We start from the raw sequence: 21046 nt of genomic DNA, 5'->3' as shown, positions 1-21046 counted from the left end.
TTAGCCGCGCCGGGCCATGGATGGCCCGTCGCGGCGGCCCGCGGAGCAATGCCGGAGTGAGGGAACGCCGAGCCTAGGCGAGGCGCCGACAGGCGGGGCAGAGCGCTTTGGTTACTTTGCCGCTTTTGCAAAGTGACTCGCTGTAAGAGCGAAACCATAAGCCGCCGTTACCTGAATAACGGATAAACACCCCTCACCCCCCCTTCAACTCTTCAATCATAATTTCCCGCATCCGAAACTTCTGGATCTTCCCCGTCACCGTCATCGGAAACTCATCCACAAATTTGAAATGCTTGGGCATCTTGAAGTGCGCAATCCGCCCCTTGCACCACGTCTGCAGCTCAAGCTCATTGGCCACATGCCCCGGATGAAACTTGATCCACGCCACAATCGCCTCACCGTAACGCTCATCCGGAATCCCGATCACCTGCACATCCGCCACCGCCGGATGAGTAAAGAAAAACTCCTCCAACTCCCGCGGGTACACGTTCTCACCTCCGCGAATGATCATGTCCTTGTTACGCCCGGCGATGCACACATACCCATGTTCATCCATGGTCGCCAGGTCGCCGGTGTGCATCCAGCCCGCCTCGTCGATAGCCTCACGAGTGCTGTCAGGATTATTCCAGTAACCGAGCATCACGCTGTAGCCCCGGGTACACAGCTCCCCTACCTGGCCCCGAGCAACCGTGTTACCGGCGTCATCGATAATCTTGCTTTCCAGCTGTGGCTGGGTCCGGCCAACCGTCGTAACACGCCGCTCAAGGTCATCATCCGGCCCGGTCTGCAACGACACCGGGCTGGTTTCCGTCATGCCATAGGCAATCTGCACCTCACTCATGTGCATCTCGCTGATAACCCGGCGCATCACCTCGATCGGACAAGTGGCGCCCGCCATGATCCCGGTGCGCAGGCGCGACAGGTCGAACTCGGCGCGGCGCGGGTGATCAAGCATGGCGATAAACATGGTAGGCACCCCGTATAGCCCGGTGGCCTGTTCTTCGGCGACGGCAGCCAGGGTCAGCAATGGGTCGAAACCGTCACTCGGGTAGATCATCGTGGTGCCATGGGTGATGCAGCCCAGGTTACCCATCACCATGCCAAAGCAGTGATACAGCGGCACCGGGATCACCAGGCGATCTTGCGCCGTCAGGCCCAGGCTTTCGCCAACCATGTAGCCGTTATTGAGGATGTTGTGGTGACTGAGGGTGGCACCCTTGGGGAAGCCGGTGGTGCCGGAGGTGTACTGGATATTGACGGGTTGATCGAAGTGCAGGCCGGCCTGGCGGATCTGCAATTGCTCGGGCGGGACGCCTGCCCCGAGGGCCGCCAATTGCGACCAGGGCGTAAACCCCGGGGGCGGGCTGGGATCAAGGCTGATGATGCCGCGCAGGTCAGGTTGAAGCTCCTGCAACATGCCGTGGTAATCGGAGGTCTTGAACGACCCGGCGCACACCAACCACTGGCAACCGGATTGCTTGAGTACGTACTCCAATTCACTGCTGCGATACGCCGGGTTGATATTGACCAGAATCACGCCGATTTTGGCGCTGGCGACCTGGCTGATGCACCACTCGGCGCAGTTGGGGGCCCAGATGCCCAAGCGGTCGCCGGCCTGCATCCCCAAGGCCAGGAACGCACGTGCATGCAAGTCAACCGTCTCTGCCAGTTGCCGCCAGGTGTAGCGACGCTGTTGATGGCCCACGACCAAGGCTTCGCCGTCGGAGTAGCGCGAAACCGTTTGATCAAAGGCCTGGCCGATAGTCATGGCCAGCAAGGCCTTATCCTGACAGCCGCGGCTGTAGCTCTGATTCGATTGATCCATAACGACCCCTGTTGTCTTTTTTGTAGGTTGACGTAAACGTAAACTACGATTGACAGGCCCGCAACGCAAGTTTACGTTAACGTAAAGGTGATCGCCCTCCCCGGCGTATTGGCCATACAAAAACAACGCTAGAAGGTGCCCGTCCATGAGTTACCCCTCCCTGAACTTCGCCCTCGGTGAAACCATCGACATGCTGCGCGACCAGGTGCAGTCCTTCGTGGCCAAGGAACTGGCGCCGCGCGCTGCGCAGATCGATATCGACAACCTGTTCCCCGCCGATATGTGGCGCAAGTTCGGCGATATGGGCCTGCTGGGCATCACCGTGCCGGAAGAATACGGCGGCGCCGGCCTGGGCTACCTGGCCCACGTGGTGGCCATGGAAGAGATCAGCCGGGGTTCGGCTTCGGTGGCGTTGTCCTACGGCGCGCACTCCAACCTCTGCGTCAACCAGATCAACCGCAACGGCACCCATGAGCAAAAACTCAAATACCTGCCCAAGCTGATCAGCGGCGAACACATCGGCGCACTCGCCATGAGCGAGCCGAACGCCGGTTCCGATGTGGTCTCCATGAAGCTGCGCGCCGATAAACGCGGCAGTGTGTATGTGCTCAACGGTAGCAAGACCTGGATCACCAACGGCCCTGATGCCAATACCTACGTGATCTACGCCAAGACCGACCTGGAAAAGGGTGCCCACGGCATCACCGCGTTTATCGTCGAGCGCGACTCGAAGGGCTTCAGTCGCAGCAACAAGTTCGACAAGCTCGGCATGCGCGGCTCCAACACCTGCGAGTTGTTTTTCGATGACGTCGAAGTGCCGGAAGAAAACATCCTCGGCGCACTCAATGGCGGCGTGAAAGTGCTGATGAGCGGCCTCGATTACGAACGCGTTGTGCTGTCCGGCGGCCCGACCGGGATCATGCAGGCCTGCATGGACCTGATCGTGCCCTACATCCATGACCGCAAGCAGTTCGGCCAGAGCATCGGCGAGTTCCAGCTGATCCAGGGCAAGGTCGCCGACATGTACACCCAGCTCAACGCCAGCCGCGCCTACCTGTACGCCGTGGCCCAGGCCTGCGAGCGCGGCGAAACCACGCGCAAGGACGCCGCCGGCGTGATCCTCTACAGCGCCGAACGCGCTACCCAGATGGCCCTCGACGCGATCCAGATTCTCGGCGGCAATGGCTATATCAATGAATTCCCGGCTGGTCGTCTATTGCGTGACGCCAAGCTGTATGAAATCGGTGCCGGCACCAGTGAGATCCGGCGCATGTTGATCGGTCGCGAACTGTTTAACGAAACCCGCTGAACGGAGCGCGCACCATGGCTACCCTGCACACCCAGCTCAACCCGCGCTCGGCGGAATTCGCCGCCAACAGCGCGGCGATGCTCCAACAGGTCGACGCCCTGCATACCCTGCTCGCCCAGGTGCAGCAAGGCGGCGGCGCCAAGGCCCAGGAGCGGCATACGTCGCGGGGCAAGCTGTTGCCCCGCGAGCGGATCAATCGCTTGCTCGACCCTGGCTCGCCGTTCCTTGAACTCAGCCAGCTGGCGGCTTATCAGGTGTACGGCGAAGACGTGCCCGCTGCCGGGGTGATTGCCGGGATTGGCCGGGTGGAAGGCGTCGAATGCATGATCGTCGCCAACGACGCCACGGTGAAAGGCGGCTCGTACTACCCGCTGACCGTCAAGAAACACCTGCGCGCCCAGACCATCGCCGAGCAGAACCGCCTGCCGTGCATCTACCTGGTGGACTCCGGCGGCGCCAACCTGCCGCGTCAGGATGAAGTGTTCCCGGACCGCGAGCACTTCGGACGGATCTTCTTCAACCAGGCGAACATGAGCGCCCAGGGCATCCCGCAGATCGCAGTGGTGATGGGCTCCTGCACTGCCGGTGGCGCCTATGTACCGGCGATGGCGGACGAAGCAATCATGGTCCGCCAGCAAGCCACCATTTTCCTCGCCGGCCCGCCGCTGGTGAAGGCGGCGACCGGTGAAGTGGTCAGCGCCGAAGACCTGGGCGGTGCCGATGTGCACTGCAAGATTTCCGGGGTGGCCGACCACTATGCCGACAGCGACGAACATGCGCTGGCCCTGGCTCGGCGCAGTGTGGCCAACCTCAACTGGCGCAAGCTGGGGCAATTGCAACAACGCACGCCGCTGGCGCCGCTTTATAGCAGCGAAGAGCTGTACGGCGTGATTCCGGCCGACGCCAAGCAACCGTTCGATGTACGCGAGGTGATCGCGCGATTGGTGGACGGCTCGGTGTTCGATGAATTCAAGGCGTTGTTTGGCACCACACTGGTGTGCGGCTTTGCGCACCTGCACGGCTATCCGATTGCGATCCTGGCCAACAACGGCATCCTCTTCGCCGAGGCCGCGCAAAAAGGCGCGCACTTTATCGAACTGGCCTGCCAGCGCGGGATTCCGCTGTTGTTCCTGCAAAACATCACCGGCTTCATGGTCGGCCAGAAATACGAAGCCGGCGGCATCGCCAAGCACGGCGCCAAACTGGTGACAGCGGTAGCCTGTGCCAAGGTGCCGAAGTTCACCGTGATCATCGGCGGCAGCTTCGGCGCCGGTAACTACGGCATGTGTGGACGCGCCTACGACCCGCGCTTCTTGTGGATGTGGCCCAACGCACGCATCGGCGTGATGGGCGCCGAACAGGCCGCCGGCGTGCTGGTGCAGGTCAAGCGTGAGCAGGCCGAGCGCGCCGGCCAGGGTTTCAGCAGCGATGAGGAAGCGGCGATCAAGCAGCCGATCCTCGACCAGTACGAAACCCAGGGCCACCCCTACTACTCCAGCGCACGGCTGTGGGATGACGGCGTCATCGACCCGCTGCAGACCCGCGACGTGCTCGCCCTGGCCCTGTCCGCCGCGCTGAACGCCCCCATCGAGCCGAGCCGCTTCGGCGTGTTCCGCATGTAAATGGAGCTGCACCCCATGAGCGATTTCAACACCCTCGAACTGATCACCGACCCCCGTGGCTTTGCCACGCTGTGGCTCAGTCGTGAAGCCAAGAACAACGCGTTCAATGCCGAAATGATCCGCGAACTGATCATTGCCCTGGACCGGGTGCAAGGCGATCCGGCCCTGCGCTTTCTGGTACTGCGCGGGCGCGGCAAACACTTCAGCGCCGGCGCCGACCTGGCCTGGATGCAGCAGTCGGCCGAACTGGATTACCACACCAACCTGGACGATGCCCGAGAACTGGCGGAGCTGATGTACAACCTCGCCAAGCTGAAGATCCCGACGCTGGCGGTAGTCCAGGGTGCGGCCTACGGTGGTGCCCTGGGGTTGATCAGTTGCTGCGACATGGCGATTGGCGCCGACGATGCGCAGTTCTGCCTGTCGGAAGTGCGCATTGGCCTGGCGCCGGCGGTGATCAGCCCGTTCGTGGTGCAGGCGATCGGTGAGCGGGCTGCCCGACGCTATGCCCTCACGGCAGATCGCTTCGGCGGCCAGCGGGCGCGGGAAATCGGGTTGTTGGCGGAGAGTTATCCCGCTGATGAGTTGGACGTTCAAGTCCAATTGTGGATTGCCAATCTGCTGCTCAACAGCCCGGCGGCCATGCGCGCCAGCAAGGACCTGCTACGGGAAGTCGGCCACGGTGCCCTGACGCCAGCATTGCGTCGCTACTGCGAAAACTCCATCGCCCGGATCCGCGTCAGCGCCGAAGGCCAGGAAGGCCTGCGTGCCTTTCTGCAAAAACGCGCGCCCAACTGGCAGCCTCAGGAGCCGCGTTCATGAAGACGCTTACTACCGTATTGGTAGCCAACCGTGGCGAAATCGCCTGCCGGGTGATGCGTACCGCCAAGGCCATGGGCCTGACCACCGTGGCCGTGCACAGCGCCACCGACCGTGACGCGCGGCACACCCGCGAGGCTGATATTCGTGTGGACCTGGGCGGCAGCAAGGCCGCCGACAGTTACCTGCAAATCGACAAACTGATCGCCGCGGCCCAGGCCAGCGGCGCCCAGGCGATTCACCCGGGTTATGGGTTTCTTTCGGAGAACGCAGGGTTTGCCCGTGCCATTGAAGCCGCCGGGTTGATCTTCCTCGGCCCGCCCGCCTCGGCCATTGATGCCATGGGCAGCAAATCGGCCGCCAAGGCGTTGATGGAAACCGCCGGCGTGCCGTTGGTGCCGGGTTACCACGGCGACGCCCAGGATCTGGAGACTTTCCGCCAGGCAGCCGAGCGTATCGGTTACCCGGTGCTGCTCAAGGCAACGGCAGGCGGTGGCGGCAAGGGCATGAAGGTGGTCGAGGACGTCAGTCAACTGGCCGAAGCGTTGGCCTCGGCACAGCGTGAAGCACTGTCCTCCTTTGGCAATGCGCAGATGCTGGTGGAAAAGTATTTGCTCAAGCCGCGTCACGTGGAGATCCAGGTGTTCGCCGACCAGCACGGTCACTGCCTGTACCTCAATGAGCGCGATTGCTCGATCCAGCGCCGCCATCAAAAAGTCGTCGAAGAAGCCCCGGCGCCGGGCCTGAGTGCCGAGCAGCGCAAGGCCATGGGCGAAGCGGCCGTGCGTGCGGCCCAGGCCATCGGCTACGTGGGCGCGGGCACCGTGGAGTTTCTGCTGGACGCCCGGGGCGAGTTTTTCTTCATGGAGATGAACACCCGGCTGCAGGTGGAACACCCGGTGACCGAGGCCATCACCGGCCTGGACCTGGTGGCCTGGCAGATTCGCGTGGCCCAGGGCGAGCCGCTGCCGATGACTCAGGAGCAAGTGCCGCTGCTGGGGCATGCGATTGAAGTGCGCCTGTACGCCGAGGACCCGGCCAACGATTTTCTGCCGGCCACCGGGCACCTGGCGCTGTACCGCGAATCCACGCCACGGCCCGGGCGCCGGGTAGACAGCGGCGTCGAACAAGGCGACAACGTGTCACCGTTCTACGACCCGATGCTGGGCAAGTTGATTGCCTGGGGCGAGGACCGCGAACAGGCGCGCCTGCGGCTGCTGGGCATGCTCGATGAATTTGCCGTGGGTGGACTGAAGACCAACCTGGGCTTTTTGCGGCGCATTATCGGCCATCCGGCGTTTGCCGCTGCCGAGCTCGATACCGGGTTTATCCCGCGTTATCAGGATGAGCTGCTGCCTGTGCCAGGGGAGTTGAGCGATGAGTTCTGGCAGGCCGCCGGCCAGGCGTTCATGCAGACCCAACCGAGCACTGACACCCGTTCGCCCTGGGCCGACACCCGAGGTTTTCGCGCAGGCTTGCCGGGCGAGGTTTCCCTGCACCTGAGCTGCAACGGCCAGGATCGCCTGGTAATGCTGCAAGCCGGCATCAACCCGCCCCAGTTGCACGGCGAACAATTGCTGATCGACCAGCACGGCGTGCGCCGCTCCCATCTGGCGGTACGCGAGGGCGGCAGTGTGTTTTTGCGCTGGGACGGCGAGGTGCACAGTGTCAGCCTGTTCGACCCGATTGCCGCCGTCGATGCCAGCCAGTCCCATCAGGGCGGCCTGGCCGCACCGATGAACGGCAGCATCGTGCGAGTGCTGGTGGAAGTCGGGCAAACGGTTGAAGCCGGTACGCAGTTGGTGGTGCTGGAGGCCATGAAGATGGAACACAGCATTCGCGCGCCCCATGCCGGCGTGGTCAAGGCGCTGTACTGCCAGGAAGGCGAAATGGTCGGTGAAGGCAGCGCACTGGTGGAGCTGGAAGCCGCGAGTTAAAACCTCGTGACCGCCTGCGCCACCACGCCGATGATCCGGCACTCTTCACTGAACAGCATCTTCGGGTACGTAGGGTTGAGCGGCACCAGGTAAAGCTGGCCGCTCTGCCTGACCCATTTGCGCAAGATCGCCTGGGAATCAAATGCCCATTGGGCCACCACCAGTTTGCCGGGCTCGGGCTGGATGGCCGGGTCCACCAGAATCATCGTGCCTTCATTGATACTCAAGCCGCTGGGGGCGGTCATGGCGTCGCCAGTCACGCGCATCCAGAACGCCTTGCCACGGGCGTGATAGTCGCTCATCTGAAAACGAGTAACGCCGTACGGCCGAGGTTCTTCCTGCAATGGGTAGCCTCCCTTCCCTTCGCTCACCGGGTAACGGTAATTCGGGTTGTAGTGCGGCGCCGGCTGCAGTTCCTCGGCAACCGCCGCGAGCGCTTTTTCGCGAACCACCAGCGCGACCTCGAGCCCATCCAGGCCCAGCTCCTGCATCACCCGGTTCATATCGGCAAGGCTCGGCACCCGACGCTTGTTCAGCCAGTGGCCGACCCCGCCCTGAGACATGCCCAGGCGCGACGCCAGTTGGTCCTGCGTGACCTTGCGGTCTTTCATGTTGGCCTTGACCAACGCTATCCATTTATCCATGGGCCCTGACAATACGTTGTGTACTCACCACGACAATAAACAGTTTGTAGTAATCAATAAAACGCCATAAATACGATTAGTACTAATATCGATTGCAGGCTTTCGACACCCGCACAGAGCACTGCCCTTATGACGACCACCCCGTATACCCTGCCCGACACCTGCGATGAAGACGAACGGCTGTTCCTGCGCAGCAGTGGCGCCGCCCAACGCGCGCTGGACTATTACCTGAAAGAGGATGCCGCACCGCCCTCCGTTGACGACACGTTGTTCGAGGTCAAGCCCGGCATCAGCGACGAGGAGGCCCTGGTCCACGCCTCCGACCTGCTGCGCAGCGCCGCGGCCACTGCGTACGAATCGGCAAACAGCGCCCACGGCAATAGCCGGGACCTGGCGTTTTCAGTGGTCTATTTGATTGATATGGCGAAGGTGATGGTGGAGCGGTCACTGCGGCTTTCGGCGAGGGGTGCCGAACAGCCGGCCAGCCTGTAACAGGCACGCGGGAAAAATATTTCTATCCGAGGGATAAAAACATTTGACTTGCAAATGATAATGATTATTATTGGACCTAGCTGATCGCGAGATCAGTCGATAGACCAAGAGACCTTAGGTCGGACTCTTGGAATATCTCCTCATCAGGCTAATCACGGTTTTTGACCCGGCTCTTTGGCCGGGTCTTTTTTTTGCCAGTTTTTCCCTGGCGTGACTTCAGGCTAATGAAGACTGTGTGTTGCTTGATGGCGCGCATGGTAGCAAAAGACCATCGCCAAAAGAAAGTCGATCGAGCGCTCTAGGCCGGTTCTTTCAAAAATAGCACTTGAGAATCAATCTCATAGATTCTAAGCTGCGGCGGCGTCATGGACGACGCCCCCCTCTTCACCCGCAAAAATTGCATCCAGGCTTTGCCCCGCTCCGGTGTAAAATGCCCGCCACAACACTCATATTCAGGCAACCAGACTATGACCGTGGCCTTGACCTCCATCAAGATCAGCACCGACTTCGACAGTGGCAATATCCAGGTGCTCGACGCCAGTGATGCTCACCAGTTGCTGCTGGCGATAAAGCCCGATACGCGCAGCCAGCACTACCAGTGGTTCCACTTCAAGGCCGAAGGCATGCACGTGGGTCACACCCACACCTTCCGCCTGAGCAATGCCGGCCACTCGTCCTACAAGCACGCCTGGAGCGGCTACAACGCCGTGGCGTCCTACGACCATATCAACTGGTTTCGGGTACCGACCCGCTTTGATGGCGAGACGCTGCACATCACCCTCGAAACCCGTGAAAAACAGGCCTGGTTCGCTTACTTCGAACCCTACAGCCGCGAACGCCACGACTGGCTGATCGACCAGGCGCTGAACCGCGCCGGCACGCAATTGCTGGCCACCGGCAAAAGTGTCGAAGGCCGTGATATCCAACTGCTGCGCCGTGGCAAGGGCGAGGCCAACAAGCGCAAGGTCTGGATCATCGCCCAGCAGCATCCCGGCGAGCACATGGCCGAATGGTTTATGGAAGGCATCATCGAGCGCCTGCAACAGGACGGTGACGCCGAGCTGAAAAAGCTCCTGGCCGCCGCCGACCTGTACCTGGTACCGAACATGAACCCCGATGGTGCGTTCCATGGGCATCTGCGCACCAACGCCATGGGCCAGGACCTCAACCGCGCCTGGCAGAGTGCGAGCCAGGAGATCAGCCCCGAAGTACTGTTCGTCCAGCAACAAATGGAAAAGTACGGCGTTGACCTGTTCCTGGATATCCACGGCGACGAGGAAATCCCCTATGTGTTCACCGCCGGTTGTGAAGGCAACCCGGGCTACACGCCACGTATCGAGCAGTTGGAAAAACACTTCCGCAGCCACCTGAGCAACCTCACCCGGGATTTTCAGACCGCGCATGGCTACACCCGCGATTTGCCGGGCGAAGCCAATATGACCCTGGCGTGCAACAGCGTCGGCGAGAAGTTCGATTGCTTGTCCCTGACCCTGGAAATGCCCTTCAAGGACAACGACGACGCGCCCAACCCGCACACCGGCTGGTCGGGCAAACGCTCGATGCAGTTGGGCAAGGACGTGTTGAGCAGCGTGGCGGATATCGTCGGCGTATTGCGCTAAACATCCACGATCCCGGCGACGGCTGCCTCACAGCAACCGCCGCCGGGGAAGGCTTCAGTCCTTGCTGCCGGTCATGCTTTGCAACACACCGTCACGCCGGATCAAACCGTGGAACAGCGCCGCCGCCAGGTGCAACAACACCGTCAGAAACAGCAAATACGCCAGGTAACCGTGAGCCTTGCGCAACACGGCAAACAACGGCGCATTCGCCCCCACCAGCGCCGGCAACTGCACCGAACTGCTGAGCATCACCGGGTCGCCGGCCGCTGAAATCATCGCCCAGCCCAGCAGCGGCAACACCAGCATCAACGCATACAGCACCACGTGGGAGGCCTTGGCCGCCAGCACTTGCCACAGCGGCAAGTCGGCAGGCAGCGGCGGCTGGCGCGTGGAAAAACGCACCACCAGGCGCACGATCACCAGCGCCAGGATCGCAATGCCCAGCGGCTTGTGCAGGTGGATCAGCCACTCATGGCGTTCGGAAACCGAGGCCACCATGCCCGCGCCGATAAACAGCATGGCGATGATCATCAACGCCATCAGCCAATGCAGCAGCCGCGCCAGCGGGGCGAAAAACCGGGGTTGGGCATTCATGGCTTCGACTCCTGAGGGGCGCTGTGCAGCTGGCTGACTTCGCTGGTGCGACGCAGGTAGGAACTGGCGTACGCCGCCGAACGGGCGGCCAGCAATGGGTCATTCGAGGCTTCGATACCGCTCGGCAGCACCAGTGGATCAAAGTTGATGTCACGGCAATCACCGTTCATTTGCGGCTGGCTGCTTTCCAGCACCAGGGTCCCGGCATTCAGCACCTTGTGCTCACCGGTCCAGGTCTTGCTGGCGTCATCCACCGGGTCGCCCGGGTTGGCCAGGGTGAGGTTCAACTGCCAGCGCAACGGCCCGGCCACCAGGCGCTGGGCCAGGTCTTTTTCGAGGAAGTCGCTGCCGGCGGGCGCCGTGGCCCCCGCAGCATCCTGGCTTTGCGGTACGACGCCCCAGCGCACGGCCTGGCGTTGGCCGCTGGCGTTTACCAGGTAAAACGCGTTGATGCCGTTATAGGTTTCAGTGGCATAGCTGGCAGATGGCTTGGCGGTCTTGACCCAGGCCAGGAACGGCGCGGTCTCGGGGTGCGCCGCGAAGAACGCCGGCATGCCTGCCGGGTTCGGCTTGCCGGTGGCCGGGTCAGGTGCGCCGGCCTTGAGCATCTCGAAGAAGGCCTCGGGCGTGCCCACCGGGAACACCGGCATGCTGTTCATCCCGGTGCGCCATTGCTGGCCGTTGGCCAAGTTGAACTGCAAGGCAAAACTGCGGATCGGCACGCTGCTGTCCGGCGCATACGGGTTGCCGCTGGGCAGCGCAAAACGCCCGATAACCGGGGTACGCGCCTCGCTGAATACCTGGGCACTGGAGTACTGGCGCGCCTCGGGGCTGCTCTCGAAATAACCGGCCACGCACACGCCCTTGGCATGGTTACGCCGGTAGCCAGGGTGCAAGCCGTTGTTGGTTTCCAAGGCATTGACCAGGGTTTTGGGGCGCAACCGCTGTGGGTCGAGGCTTCCGTTAACGTAGGCAAACGCCCCGGCCACGACGGCAACCACCACGCCGATGCTGGCCAACCGAATTATCAGGCTTGCGGTGCTCAGCGGCGGACGGGGCGGTGATGAGTGATCTACCATGAAATAACTCCAGGGCCCAAGGCCTTGAGTGGGTGAAACATAAGGTCGGAACACTTGGGACGAACGCCAGCGCACTCTATTCCCTGGCCTGCTGTTTATTTTTATTGGCCTGGAATAACCTTCAACGCCGGACGTCTTCCTAGTCCCAGCGTAGTGACTAGCCAGAATCCCATGCACGAACTCGACGAACAGTTACGTGAACTCATCCCCAGGTTGCGGCGTTTTGCCGTGTCCCTGACGCGTAACACCAGCAGCGCCGACGACCTGGTGCAGGCGAGCCTTGAGCGCGCGATCATCAGTTGGGCCGACAAACGCCTCGAAGGCGACTTGCGCGCCTGGCTGTTCTCGATCCTCTACCGGCAGTTCCTCGACGCCCATCGGCGCTCCCGGCGGTACACACGCATGCTGGAATTTTTCACCGGCCGCGATGATTCGCAGCCGTCGGTCGAGCGCACCGTCATCGCGCAATCGACCCTGCAAGCCTTCGACAAATTGAACACCGAACAGCGCGCCCTGCTGCTGTGGGTCTCGGTGGAAGGCTTGAGCTACAAAGAAGTCGCCGACATCCTCGAGGTGCCAGTGGGCACCGTGATGTCTCGCCTGTCGCGCGCGCGCCAGGCGCTGCGCCAGCTCAGCGACGGCGAAATCACCAGCCCTGCCCTGCGGATACTCAAATGATCAGCCTGCCTCCCAGCGAACGCGATTTGCATGCCTACGTCGATCACCAACTCCTGGACGCCGACCGCCGCCAGCTCGAAACCTGGCTGGCGGCCCACCCGGACGTCGCCGCCCAGGTGCACGCCTGGCAACAGGACGCGCAGCACCTGCGGGCATCGTTGAGCGGCGCACTGCAACAACCCGCCAACCCCGAGCTGGACCCCGCCCTGATTCGCCAGCGGGTCAAGCGCCAGTCACGCCGCCATCTCGCAACCGCCGCCATGCTGTTGATTGCCGTCAGTGTCGGCGGCCTCGGCGGCTGGCAGGCCCGCCAGGCCACGCTGCTCGAGAGCATGGCGCCCATGAGCGACGCGATGCAGGCCTACCGCCTGTTTGCCCAGGACGGCATCCTGCCCGCCGACTACCACGTGCAAAGCGGTGGCGACATGCAAGGCTGGCTCGACCGTTATTTCAACCAGGCCTACCGCCTGCCGGACCTGAGCCAGGCCGGGTTCAAGGCGGTCAGCGGGCGCCTGCTCAGCACCGAACAAGGCGCGGCGGCCATGGTGCTGTATGAAGACCCCCAAGGGCGGCGCATCAGTTTCTATATCCGTCCGCCGGGCCCGGAAAACAAATTCCTGCCCCGTGGCAGCCGCAGTGCCGACGGGCTGCAGGCCGAATACTGGTCGGGCGCGGGCTACAACTATGCGATGGTCAGCCCGCAAGACCCGTCGACCACGCAGATGCTCAAGCAGACGATGCGGTTCTAGAAACCCACATCCAGCACCACGTTATCGACGTAGGTACCGGCCGGCGGCGTGGCCTGGTTGCTATAGATCGCCGCGTTGTAGTTGAAAACCTGGCTGCCGGTGCCCAGGCCATTCCCGGGGTTCACCTCAGCCGTGGAGCTGGCGCGCCGGGCGGTGGTCACGCTGCCCCAGCGAGTGGTGGTGGCGCTTTTGAAGATGTCGTAATTGAGGAAATTGCTCCCCGAGATCATCCGCCGCTGCCCGCCCACACTCACCGGGTTCTGGCCATCGCTGATGCCCACGGTGTAGGCACTGCCCTTGGTGCAGGCAATCGTGGCTTGCCCGTTCACACTGGAAAAACCACTGATCACCGGCGCGCTGCCGAAGCTGATGTTGGGCGCGGTGATCTGACAGTCGTTGCTCACCGTCATGCTGACTGTCAGGGAGGATGTGCCCGAGCCGGAATCCCGGAAGACACACAGCGACCCAACCCCCAGCACCGCGCAGTAGTTCCAGACCCAGGCGATGCTGAGTGTCTCCGTGTAAAGGCCGGCAGCCACGTTGCTGCCGGTGATCGATCTCAGGTAAAGCGGCAAGGTCTTCGTGCCCGGCCCGGAAACCAGGCCAACGCTTTGGGCAATGCCCGTCGCGCCGAAATCGAACTGGGTGCCACGGTTGATCGGGTAACTGGTGCTGTTATTGGCGTAAATCGTATAACCGATGACATCCCCGGTAGGGCCGACCATGCCGCTGGTGGCCGAGGTGATGGTTGCATAGAAGTGATCACTCGCCGCCAGCAGCGAAATCAACGTGGCCCCGCAGTTCAAGCCAGCGTTGGTGGTGGAACTGGTCTGGGCAGCGGTGCGCACCGTCATCGAACTGATCGAGCCAAAGCTGGCCGGCGACGTAGCTCCCGGCGCCGAACACGCGGCCATTGCCTGTAGCGAAAAACCCAGGCCCGCCAGCACCAGCAGTCCAACTATCCATTCCTTGACCCGCACACCCACACTCCTTGTCTCATTGGCAAACCAGCGGCCCGATCAGCGGCACCTGCTCCTCGTTGATATCCACGTCGAACGTTGCCTGGCAGGTACGGCCCTCACCCACAGTGACTTGCAAGGTGTTGTGGGCCGCCAGGTTCTCCAGGTACACCAGGCCATCCCACCCCACCACCGCGCGCGCCCCGGTTTGCTCATGACGCACCTGGCTGCCCAGGGGCAGGTCCTGATGCCGGGCATCCACCAGGGTGATACTGGCCGCGATCACCCGGCGCACCGGGAACTCCAGCAGGTAGCCGCTGCCGCGCCGCACCGCCACGCGCTGCTCGACATTCGGGGTCTGCACGTTGACCGGCAGGTTCAGCGGGTCGATTTCATACTTGCCGCGGTAGTACGCGCTGCTCCACGGCACCAGCAAGTGCCCGTTGCGGTCGGTTTCACCCACCAGCTGGTTTTCATAAAGCACCGGCACCCCGGAATAGCCGTCGGTGCTCACCACCACAAACGCGTCATTGACCTGGTTGGCGGTGAACACCTGATTGTCCATCCACACCAGCGAGCCACTGGCATCCGCCCAACGGGTCTCGGCGTCACTGCTACCGTACACGCCCGCCTGCAATTGCACCGACTGCATGCGCCAGGTCAGGTCGGCCTGGCGATAGGCCGGGCCGTCGCCACTGGCATAACCCAGGTTGTAGCCCACGCCGCCCTCGGACGGCACCGCCCGGCTGTAGTTGACCCGCTGGCGACTTTCGCCGGCCTGGCTGCGCTCGTTGCTCAAGGCCAGGCTGCCGTAGACGTCGAACGGGATGACCAACTGCGCCTGCATGGCCCAGTTGCTGTCACCCACCTCACGATTGGCCGACAGGTAGAAACTGGTGTTGCGCCACAACTGCTTGCTCCAGGTGAGGTTCATCAGCCGGGTGCGGGAGTCATCGGCTGCCTGCACATCGAAATAGCCGGCACCGATGCTGCCGAAATCGTTGAGGTTCAGGCTCAGGGTCACCTGCTCGCTGCGCTTGCTGAGGCTCGCATAAGGCGTGTCGACCAGGGTCAGGTCGGCGTACTGGTCGCGGCGTTCTACTCGCTGGTATGACAGGCTGTAGCGCTGGTTGCTGTATTGATAACCGAAGCTCAGCTGCTGCCCGGTCTCGCCATCAAACTGGCTTTGGCTGAGGGCGGTATTGAGCACCCCGAAGTTGCCCAGCCGCACGTTGCCGCCGAGCCCGCCCAGGGTCAGGTCGCCTGAGGCTTCGGCATGGCTTTCCAGGGTGAAGTAGTCCGACACCCCGTAACGAAACGTGCCGCTGGCCACGCCCGGCCCGTAGCCAAAATCCCGAATGGTGTAGTCGCGGCGCAAATTACCGGCCGCCACGGAAAAATCCGACAGCCCTTTTTGCAACAACGTACTGGTGACGTAGAACGGCACGGTGGTCGACACCTGCCGGCCCAGGGCATCGGTGGTGACCACCACCGCTTCGCCGGCGCCGTTGATAAACGGCACGTTGGTCAAGGTGTACGGGCCCGGCTGCAGATCTGCGCTGCTGGATTTGTAGCCATTGATGAACAGGTCCACCGAAGACGGTACCGCCGCCTCCCCGGCAAATTGTGGCAAGGGGTAAGTCACCAGGTCCGGGCGTACGCCGAAATCCCGCGACACTTGCACCCCGCCCAGGCGTACCGAACTGCTCCACGGCAATGCGCTGCTGATCACGTCGCCCGCCTCGTAGGTCAGCAGGCGCTCATCGTCGGAAAAGCGCCAGGTGGTGTCATAGCGCCGGTAGCCATTGTTCAAAGTGCTGCCGCTGGCCTGGCCGCCAAAGGTGGTGCGGTATTGGCCGGTATTGGACAAGGTGCCCCAGGTATCGAATAGCCGCACTTCGTTGAAAATGCCCAGGTATGTGCCGGCGTCATCGGTGTCGTTCAGGTAAGCGTCATAGTTGAGCAACGCACCAAAACTGGTGAGTGCCTGGGCGCGCGGGTAGTTGTTGCGGCTGCCGATGAACTGCGCCGGCAACCACGCCGGCGGTACCGTCAACATCAGGCGCTGGCCCTGGCTGTCGTAATCGGTGTGCAGGCCCGGCAGGTGGTCCAGCGCGACCTCGGTGGTGATCTCGGCCGGCAGCTTCATGCCCACGTCCCGCAAGGTGGCCGCCGGCACAAACAGGCCGCCGGCGCGCTGATCCACGGCCACCACCCGGCCAGTGTCCATCTGGTTGACCACCAGTTCGAGGAACAACTGTGCATCGGCAACAGCCTCCATGTTGCTGGGCGGCGGCGGCAACGGCGCGGCCACGCCAAGCGGCGCAAGCACCAGGCCCGCCAGGCCGCCCACCACCCACACCGATCGCCATCGACTACGAGCCCAACCATGGCTCACCAAGGCATTGTGTCCATCAATGGACATCTCCATCCGTTAAGACCCAGGGCGACTCCATGCCCTATTCCATTGCGTCAGCGTCCCGGTGCAAGGTTCTCCAGTTGCGTTGCGCCATTGACCCGTACCTGCAACGGCTGGTCGCCCGCGACACCTTCCGGCACCGGCCAGCGCATGGTTGCGCCCGGCAGTACATAGCCCAGCAAGCCGTCCACCAGCGGCCGGGTTTGCCCGCCCTGCTTGAACGCCACATCGGTGAGCCGCGCGTGCACCGCGCCCTGGTTGCGCATCTCCACATAGTTGCGCCCGCCGACGGTGACTTTTTTCCAGCTCAGGTCAGGCTTGCCCGCGCCCTTGGGGTCGCGCTGGCGCGTCGCGTCTTCCTTGCTCCACAGGCCTGCGCCGTAGGCGAACAACGGCACCGAATAACGCATCTGAAAGCGGATGGCTGCGGCCGTCTTGCCATCGGCTGCGGGGGTTTCAGGGGTGGCGGCGGGGATTTCGTCGATGATGATCCGATAGGCCAACTCCTGGCCCGGCGGCACTTCCCGGGTCCGGGTCAGGCGCACCAATTGCTTCTGCCCCGGTTCGATCTTCGCCACCGGCGGGCTGCCGATCACGTCGCGCTGGTTCTGGTACTGCTCGTCAAACCCGCCCTGGCTCCAGGCAAATACCCGGATCTGCAGGTTGGCAGTCTCTGTACCGCGGTTCTCCAACCACAAGGCGCTGGCCTGTTGATCGGCCTCCAGCACCGGGTCAATGGGCCAGATCAGCACCGAACTGGCAGCCTGGACCTGCCCACCGCCCAACGCCACCAGACCGATAAAACCCGCAACCCAATACCGCCGGGAAGCTGCAAACATAGATTCCACTCCTCATGCCAATCGCCTTACCAGGACAGCTGCACCTGCAGCACATCGCTGTACGTCCCCCCAGGCTGATTACCCGGTAACACCACCCGGCCGTAAATCGGCAGGGTTATATTGTTTGCGTTGCTGTAGGCCACGCTGACGCTTTGACTGATCCCCAGGCTCTGGCTCAGGGCCGCGTCCTGAAACAGCTGGTACGCCACTTGAGCACTGCCGCTATTGAGCTGCATGTGCCGGCCACTGGCGTTGTACAAGCCGCCGTTGACGCTCATGCTCAAGGTGACTCCCGGGGTGCATTGCAGCGTTACCCCGCTGCTCAGCGCCACCGACACCGTGCTGGTGGACAACGACGAATAGCTGCCGAACGCCAGGCTGCCGTAGTTCGTGCCGCCGCCCACCACCAGGCAGCCTGCGGCAATCGTCGCGCTGACCTGGATCGTCTGGCTGGTCACCGCCAGCAACGACAACGGCATCCCCCAACCCGTGATGACCGCCAGCGTCGCCCAGCAGGCCCGCTTCATGGCACTAGAACGTCAACTGCACCGACACCGTGTCGGTGTAGGTACCCGCCGGCAGACCTGCCTTGCCCACGGCCTGGCCGTAGATGTTCACGGTTTGCGCAACGCCCGTGCTCGCACCTACGTTGATCGTTCCGTTGATCGCCAGGAGTGTCGAATGCCCGGTGTCGGTGTAGAAGTCATACGGCACATAATTGGCCACGCCGTCATACAGCGCCCGGGTGCCGCCGGTGGACTGGCCGTCATGGGACCCGGCGCCCACGGTGATCACCGGCGAGGTACCCGAGGAACACTGGATCGACAACGCGCCTCCACCGCCGCCCAGTACTTGCCCGGACTGAGTGGTGAACTGGCTGTCGGTGGTACCGAAATTGATCGTACCGAAGTTCAAACCGGTGGTGCCGCCCACGCCGTTGACCAGGCAACTGTTGGTCAGGATCAGCGTGGAGCTGATCTGCCCGGTGACCGTCGTGGCCGCCTGGGCACCCGATACCCAGGCCAGTGCGACCAATGGGAGAACTGCTTTAGATACAAGTGCATGCATGATGTCCATCCTCATGAATTACCAATCCAGAGTCACCGTCAGGGTGTCTGTGTAGATGCCGGCCGGTAGGGCCCTGGTATTCGCCACCACCGAGCCGAATACCGGGATCGGTACCTGTGCGCCCTTGGTCACGACGAAATTGCGTTGCTGGCCGATGCTGTAGGTGCTTCGGCCCGCAGGATCGGCCGACAGCCGATACGGTATGGTTTGCCGGCCATTGCTCAAGCGCCGGGTGACGCCGTCGCCGTGGGCGCCGCCGTCGATGGTCACGGTGAAACTGCTCACCACCGACGGGTTGCAGGACACCGCCAGCGCGGCCTTGTCGCTATCACTGATGCCGGCGCCCAGGCCCTTGTCCCAGGTGGGTCCGTGGCTGCCGAAATCCAGCAAGGCCGAGCCGCCATCCGGGCTCACCGGCGCGCTGTCGTTGCCTTTGCTTACCTGGCAACTGGCAGTGATCACCAGCCGTGCGTGAATCTGCCCGGCGACCGCCGCCTGGGCGTCCTCGGCCAGGAGCAACAGGCCGCCCAGCGCGATGCAGGCCAGGGCGCGGCTTACCATGTCACCGTCACTTTGAGCAGGTCGGAATAACGCCCCACGGCCGGTATTTCCTTGAGCGGCTCGATGCGTCCATAAAGTGGCAAGTCCACCGTGCCGGAATCGGGCACGCGGCCGCTCAACGGTACGTCCACGGCCAAGGGGATGCGGCGTGCGGCGTCGGCATAAATTCGGTAGGGGATGGGTTTGATCGAAGGAGCGGCGGCGCCCAGGTAACGTACTTCGCCGACGCCGCCATGCAGGCCGCCGTCGACACGCATTTGATACGGCGTATCCGGGTTGCACTCCAGGCGTGGCTGGCGCTGGCTGATCAAGGCTGCACTCAACGGGCCTGCCGGGTCGTCCAGCCGGGAGCCGCTGCCGAAATCCAGTACGCCGAGCTGCTCGATGCCTGCTTCACGCGTGGTGCCGACCAACTGACACCCCCGCTGCACGTCGATACGCACCTCAACCTGGAGCTGTGCACCATAAACCGTGTTGCAGAGCATCGCGCTCATGATTGCCAAGACTGCTTGTCCCTTCACTGCCCCAAATCCTTATACAGGGGTGACTGCTGTGTATGAGGTTAGTCACTTGAAGGGAATCCGCCAGTCAGGTCGGTGTTTTGGATCCATTGACCCATGCCTTTTCCAGATAGCTCGCGCCGTGCTTCTCTATTGGTCAAACCGCAACCGGCGCTCTAAAGTGAGCGACCACCGAAACACAGAGTGACTGACATTGGCTGCTTTACCGCCCCTGCTCAAACGGTTGCTGGGTAAACCCGCGGCGACCACCGCCGCCCCCGGTATCAGCGCATTCTTCCAGGGCAAGGCCCGGCAACAGGGCTATACCCTCAGCCCAAGCCAGCAACAGGTGATCGAGACCATGGCCCGGCAAACCGACCATCTGCTGGCCGGGCGCCCTACCCGCAGCCTGTACCTGCACGGCGCCGTCGGCCGGGGCAAGAGCTGGTTGCTGGACGGCTTTTTCCAGGCGTTGCCGATTGCCGAGAAACAGCGCGTGCACTTCCACGACTTTTTCGCCCGTCTGCACCAGGGAATGTTTGCCCATCGCCAGCAGCGCGATGCCTTGGCCGTGACCCTGGATGAGTTGCTCGATGGCTGCCGCGTGCTGTGCTTCGACGAGTTTCACGTACATGATATCGGCGATGCGATGCTGATCAGCCGCCTGTTCAAGGCCCTGTTCCGGCGTGGAGTCTGGGTGCTGGTAACCTCCAATTATCCGCCCGCCGGGTTGCTGCCGAACCCCTTGTACCATCAGCGGTTCAAGCCGGTGATCGAGCTGATCAGCGCGCGCATGGACGTCATGGAAGTCAGCGCCCCCCTGGATTTTCGCAGCCTGGCCCAGGCCCATGGCGATCAGCGGTTCAGCGCTGGCCAGTTCGTGTGGCCGGGGACTGCCGCGCAACGCCAAGCCCTGGGCCTGCCGTCAGCGGATCAGGCCCCGGTCAGCCTGACCGTGGGAGCCCGGCAATTGACTGCCCGCTGGCACCAGGACCGCAGCATTGCCTTTACCTTCAGCGACCTGTGCGAACAACCGACCGCCGTCATGGACTACCTGCAGCTGTGCCGCGACTATGAACGCTGGATCATCGACGGCCTGCCGCACCTGGCGGACTGTCCGATTGCCGCCCAGCAACGGTTCATCAACCTGGTGGACGTGCTCTACGACCAGGACAAGCAATTGGTGCTGATCGGCGAGCAGCCGCTGGAGCAATCCCTGAGCGGCCAGGCCATCGATTTGGCGCGCACCGCCAGCCGCCTGGGGCAGTTGCAGAAGATCGGGCCGCAACCCGCTATCATGAGCGCCATTCACGCCCCTATTGCCGAGTGACGC

The 21046-nt window shown here is 62.7% G+C and carries 20 protein-coding genes; 9 read left to right on the top strand and 11 right to left on the bottom strand.

Annotated features, from left to right (window positions below; all coding sequences use genetic code 11):
* Positions 1-193: 193 nt before the first annotated feature.
* Complete coding sequence (locus tag HX824_RS31660) at positions 194-1825, bottom strand: AMP-binding protein (protein WP_177041866.1); 1632 nt, start codon at positions 1823-1825, stop codon at positions 194-196.
* A 145-nt stretch (positions 1826-1970) separates the two neighbouring features.
* On the opposite strand from HX824_RS31660, the gene HX824_RS31655 reads away from it, so the two are divergent.
* Genes HX824_RS31655 through HX824_RS31640 form a run of 4 tightly spaced genes read left to right on the top strand, consistent with a single transcriptional unit; the run spans position 1971 to position 7512 of the window.
* Positions 1971-3134 (top strand): isovaleryl-CoA dehydrogenase, encoded by a 1164-nt coding sequence (locus tag HX824_RS31655; RefSeq protein ID WP_003212472.1) that lies wholly within the window; start codon positions 1971-1973, stop codon positions 3132-3134.
* Between the two features lie 14 nt (positions 3135-3148).
* A complete protein-coding gene (locus HX824_RS31650; protein ID WP_003212470.1) occupies positions 3149-4756 on the top strand; it encodes a carboxyl transferase domain-containing protein in 1608 nt (535 codons plus the stop codon).
* A 15-nt stretch (positions 4757-4771) separates the two neighbouring features.
* Positions 4772-5578: a gamma-carboxygeranoyl-CoA hydratase gene (locus HX824_RS31645; RefSeq protein WP_177029085.1), complete on the top strand. Its 807-nt coding sequence runs from the start codon at positions 4772-4774 to the stop codon at positions 5576-5578.
* Positions 5575-7512 (top strand): acetyl/propionyl/methylcrotonyl-CoA carboxylase subunit alpha, encoded by a 1938-nt coding sequence (locus HX824_RS31640; RefSeq protein ID WP_177056025.1) that lies wholly within the window; start codon positions 5575-5577, stop codon positions 7510-7512. The genes HX824_RS31645 and HX824_RS31640 overlap by 4 nt, the downstream gene beginning before the upstream one ends.
* Here the strand turns inward: HX824_RS31640 and HX824_RS31635 are convergent.
* Positions 7509-8156: a LexA family transcriptional regulator gene (locus HX824_RS31635; protein WP_102369522.1), complete on the bottom strand. Its 648-nt coding sequence runs from the start codon at positions 8154-8156 to the stop codon at positions 7509-7511. The genes HX824_RS31640 and HX824_RS31635 overlap by 4 nt on opposite strands.
* A gap of 129 nt (positions 8157-8285) precedes the next feature.
* Between HX824_RS31635 and HX824_RS31630 the strand changes: the two genes are divergently transcribed.
* Complete coding sequence (locus tag HX824_RS31630; RefSeq protein WP_102369523.1) at positions 8286-8648, top strand: DUF6124 family protein; 363 nt, start codon at positions 8286-8288, stop codon at positions 8646-8648.
* Between the two features lie 467 nt (positions 8649-9115).
* Positions 9116-10267, top strand: coding sequence for a M14-type cytosolic carboxypeptidase (locus tag HX824_RS31625; RefSeq protein ID WP_003212460.1), 1152 nt, complete (start codon positions 9116-9118; stop codon positions 10265-10267).
* Between the two features lie 54 nt (positions 10268-10321).
* Here HX824_RS31625 and HX824_RS31620 read toward each other — a convergent pair whose 3' ends face one another.
* Together HX824_RS31620 and HX824_RS31615 are read right to left on the bottom strand one after the other, a co-directional pair.
* Positions 10322-10861 carry a cytochrome b gene (locus tag HX824_RS31620; RefSeq protein WP_003212459.1) on the bottom strand — a complete coding sequence of 180 codons (540 nt, stop codon included), beginning with the start codon at positions 10859-10861 and terminating at the stop codon, positions 10322-10324.
* Positions 10858-11940 carry a catalase family peroxidase gene (locus tag HX824_RS31615; RefSeq protein WP_177056023.1) on the bottom strand — a complete coding sequence of 361 codons (1083 nt, stop codon included), beginning with the start codon at positions 11938-11940 and terminating at the stop codon, positions 10858-10860. The genes HX824_RS31620 and HX824_RS31615 overlap by 4 nt, the downstream gene beginning before the upstream one ends.
* Positions 11941-12111: 171 nt before the next feature.
* Between HX824_RS31615 and HX824_RS31610 the strand changes: the two genes are divergently transcribed.
* A complete protein-coding gene (locus HX824_RS31610; protein ID WP_003212456.1) occupies positions 12112-12618 on the top strand; it encodes an RNA polymerase sigma factor in 507 nt (168 codons plus the stop codon).
* Positions 12615-13367, top strand: a complete 753-nt coding sequence (locus HX824_RS31605; protein WP_003212454.1) for an anti-sigma factor — start codon at positions 12615-12617, stop codon at positions 13365-13367. Before HX824_RS31610 ends, HX824_RS31605 begins: the two co-directional genes overlap by 4 nt.
* Here HX824_RS31605 and HX824_RS31600 read toward each other — a convergent pair.
* Genes HX824_RS31600 through HX824_RS31570 form a run of 7 tightly spaced genes read right to left on the bottom strand, consistent with a single transcriptional unit; the run spans position 13364 to position 19698 of the window.
* The gene (locus HX824_RS31600; protein ID WP_256579507.1) at positions 13364-14347 is read right to left on the bottom strand and encodes a spore coat U domain-containing protein; all 984 of its coding nucleotides are present in this window, start codon (positions 14345-14347) and stop codon (positions 13364-13366) included. The genes HX824_RS31605 and HX824_RS31600 overlap by 4 nt on opposite strands.
* Before the next feature lie 16 nt (positions 14348-14363).
* Positions 14364-16757: a fimbria/pilus outer membrane usher protein gene (locus HX824_RS31595; protein WP_177056021.1), complete on the bottom strand. Its 2394-nt coding sequence runs from the start codon at positions 16755-16757 to the stop codon at positions 14364-14366.
* 41 nt (positions 16758-16798) lie between these two features.
* Complete coding sequence (locus HX824_RS31590) at positions 16799-17584, bottom strand: molecular chaperone (RefSeq protein WP_177056019.1); 786 nt, start codon at positions 17582-17584, stop codon at positions 16799-16801.
* A 26-nt stretch (positions 17585-17610) separates the two neighbouring features.
* Entirely contained in the window at positions 17611-18111 is a 501-nt protein-coding gene (locus HX824_RS31585) for a spore coat U domain-containing protein (protein ID WP_023658977.1), read from the bottom strand.
* A 4-nt stretch (positions 18112-18115) separates the two neighbouring features.
* Complete coding sequence (locus HX824_RS31580) at positions 18116-18652, bottom strand: spore coat protein U domain-containing protein (protein ID WP_177009827.1); 537 nt, start codon at positions 18650-18652, stop codon at positions 18116-18118.
* Between the two features lie 18 nt (positions 18653-18670).
* Positions 18671-19213, bottom strand: a complete 543-nt coding sequence (locus tag HX824_RS31575) for a spore coat protein U domain-containing protein (RefSeq protein ID WP_177009828.1) — start codon at positions 19211-19213, stop codon at positions 18671-18673.
* Positions 19207-19698: a spore coat U domain-containing protein gene (locus HX824_RS31570; RefSeq protein ID WP_177056027.1), complete on the bottom strand. Its 492-nt coding sequence runs from the start codon at positions 19696-19698 to the stop codon at positions 19207-19209. Before HX824_RS31570 ends, HX824_RS31575 begins: the two co-directional genes overlap by 7 nt.
* A 229-nt stretch (positions 19699-19927) precedes the next feature.
* Here HX824_RS31570 and zapE point away from each other — a divergent pair, with 229 nt between their 5' ends.
* Positions 19928-21043, top strand: coding sequence for a cell division protein ZapE (gene zapE, locus HX824_RS31565; RefSeq protein ID WP_177056016.1), 1116 nt, complete (start codon positions 19928-19930; stop codon positions 21041-21043).
* The last annotated feature ends 3 nt before the right edge of the window (positions 21044-21046 follow it).

The sequence above is a fragment of the Pseudomonas sp. D4002 genome (assembly GCF_013385665.1).
Taxonomy (GTDB): domain Bacteria; phylum Pseudomonadota; class Gammaproteobacteria; order Pseudomonadales; family Pseudomonadaceae; genus Aquipseudomonas.
This window is presented reverse-complemented; position numbering and strand designations above follow the sequence as displayed.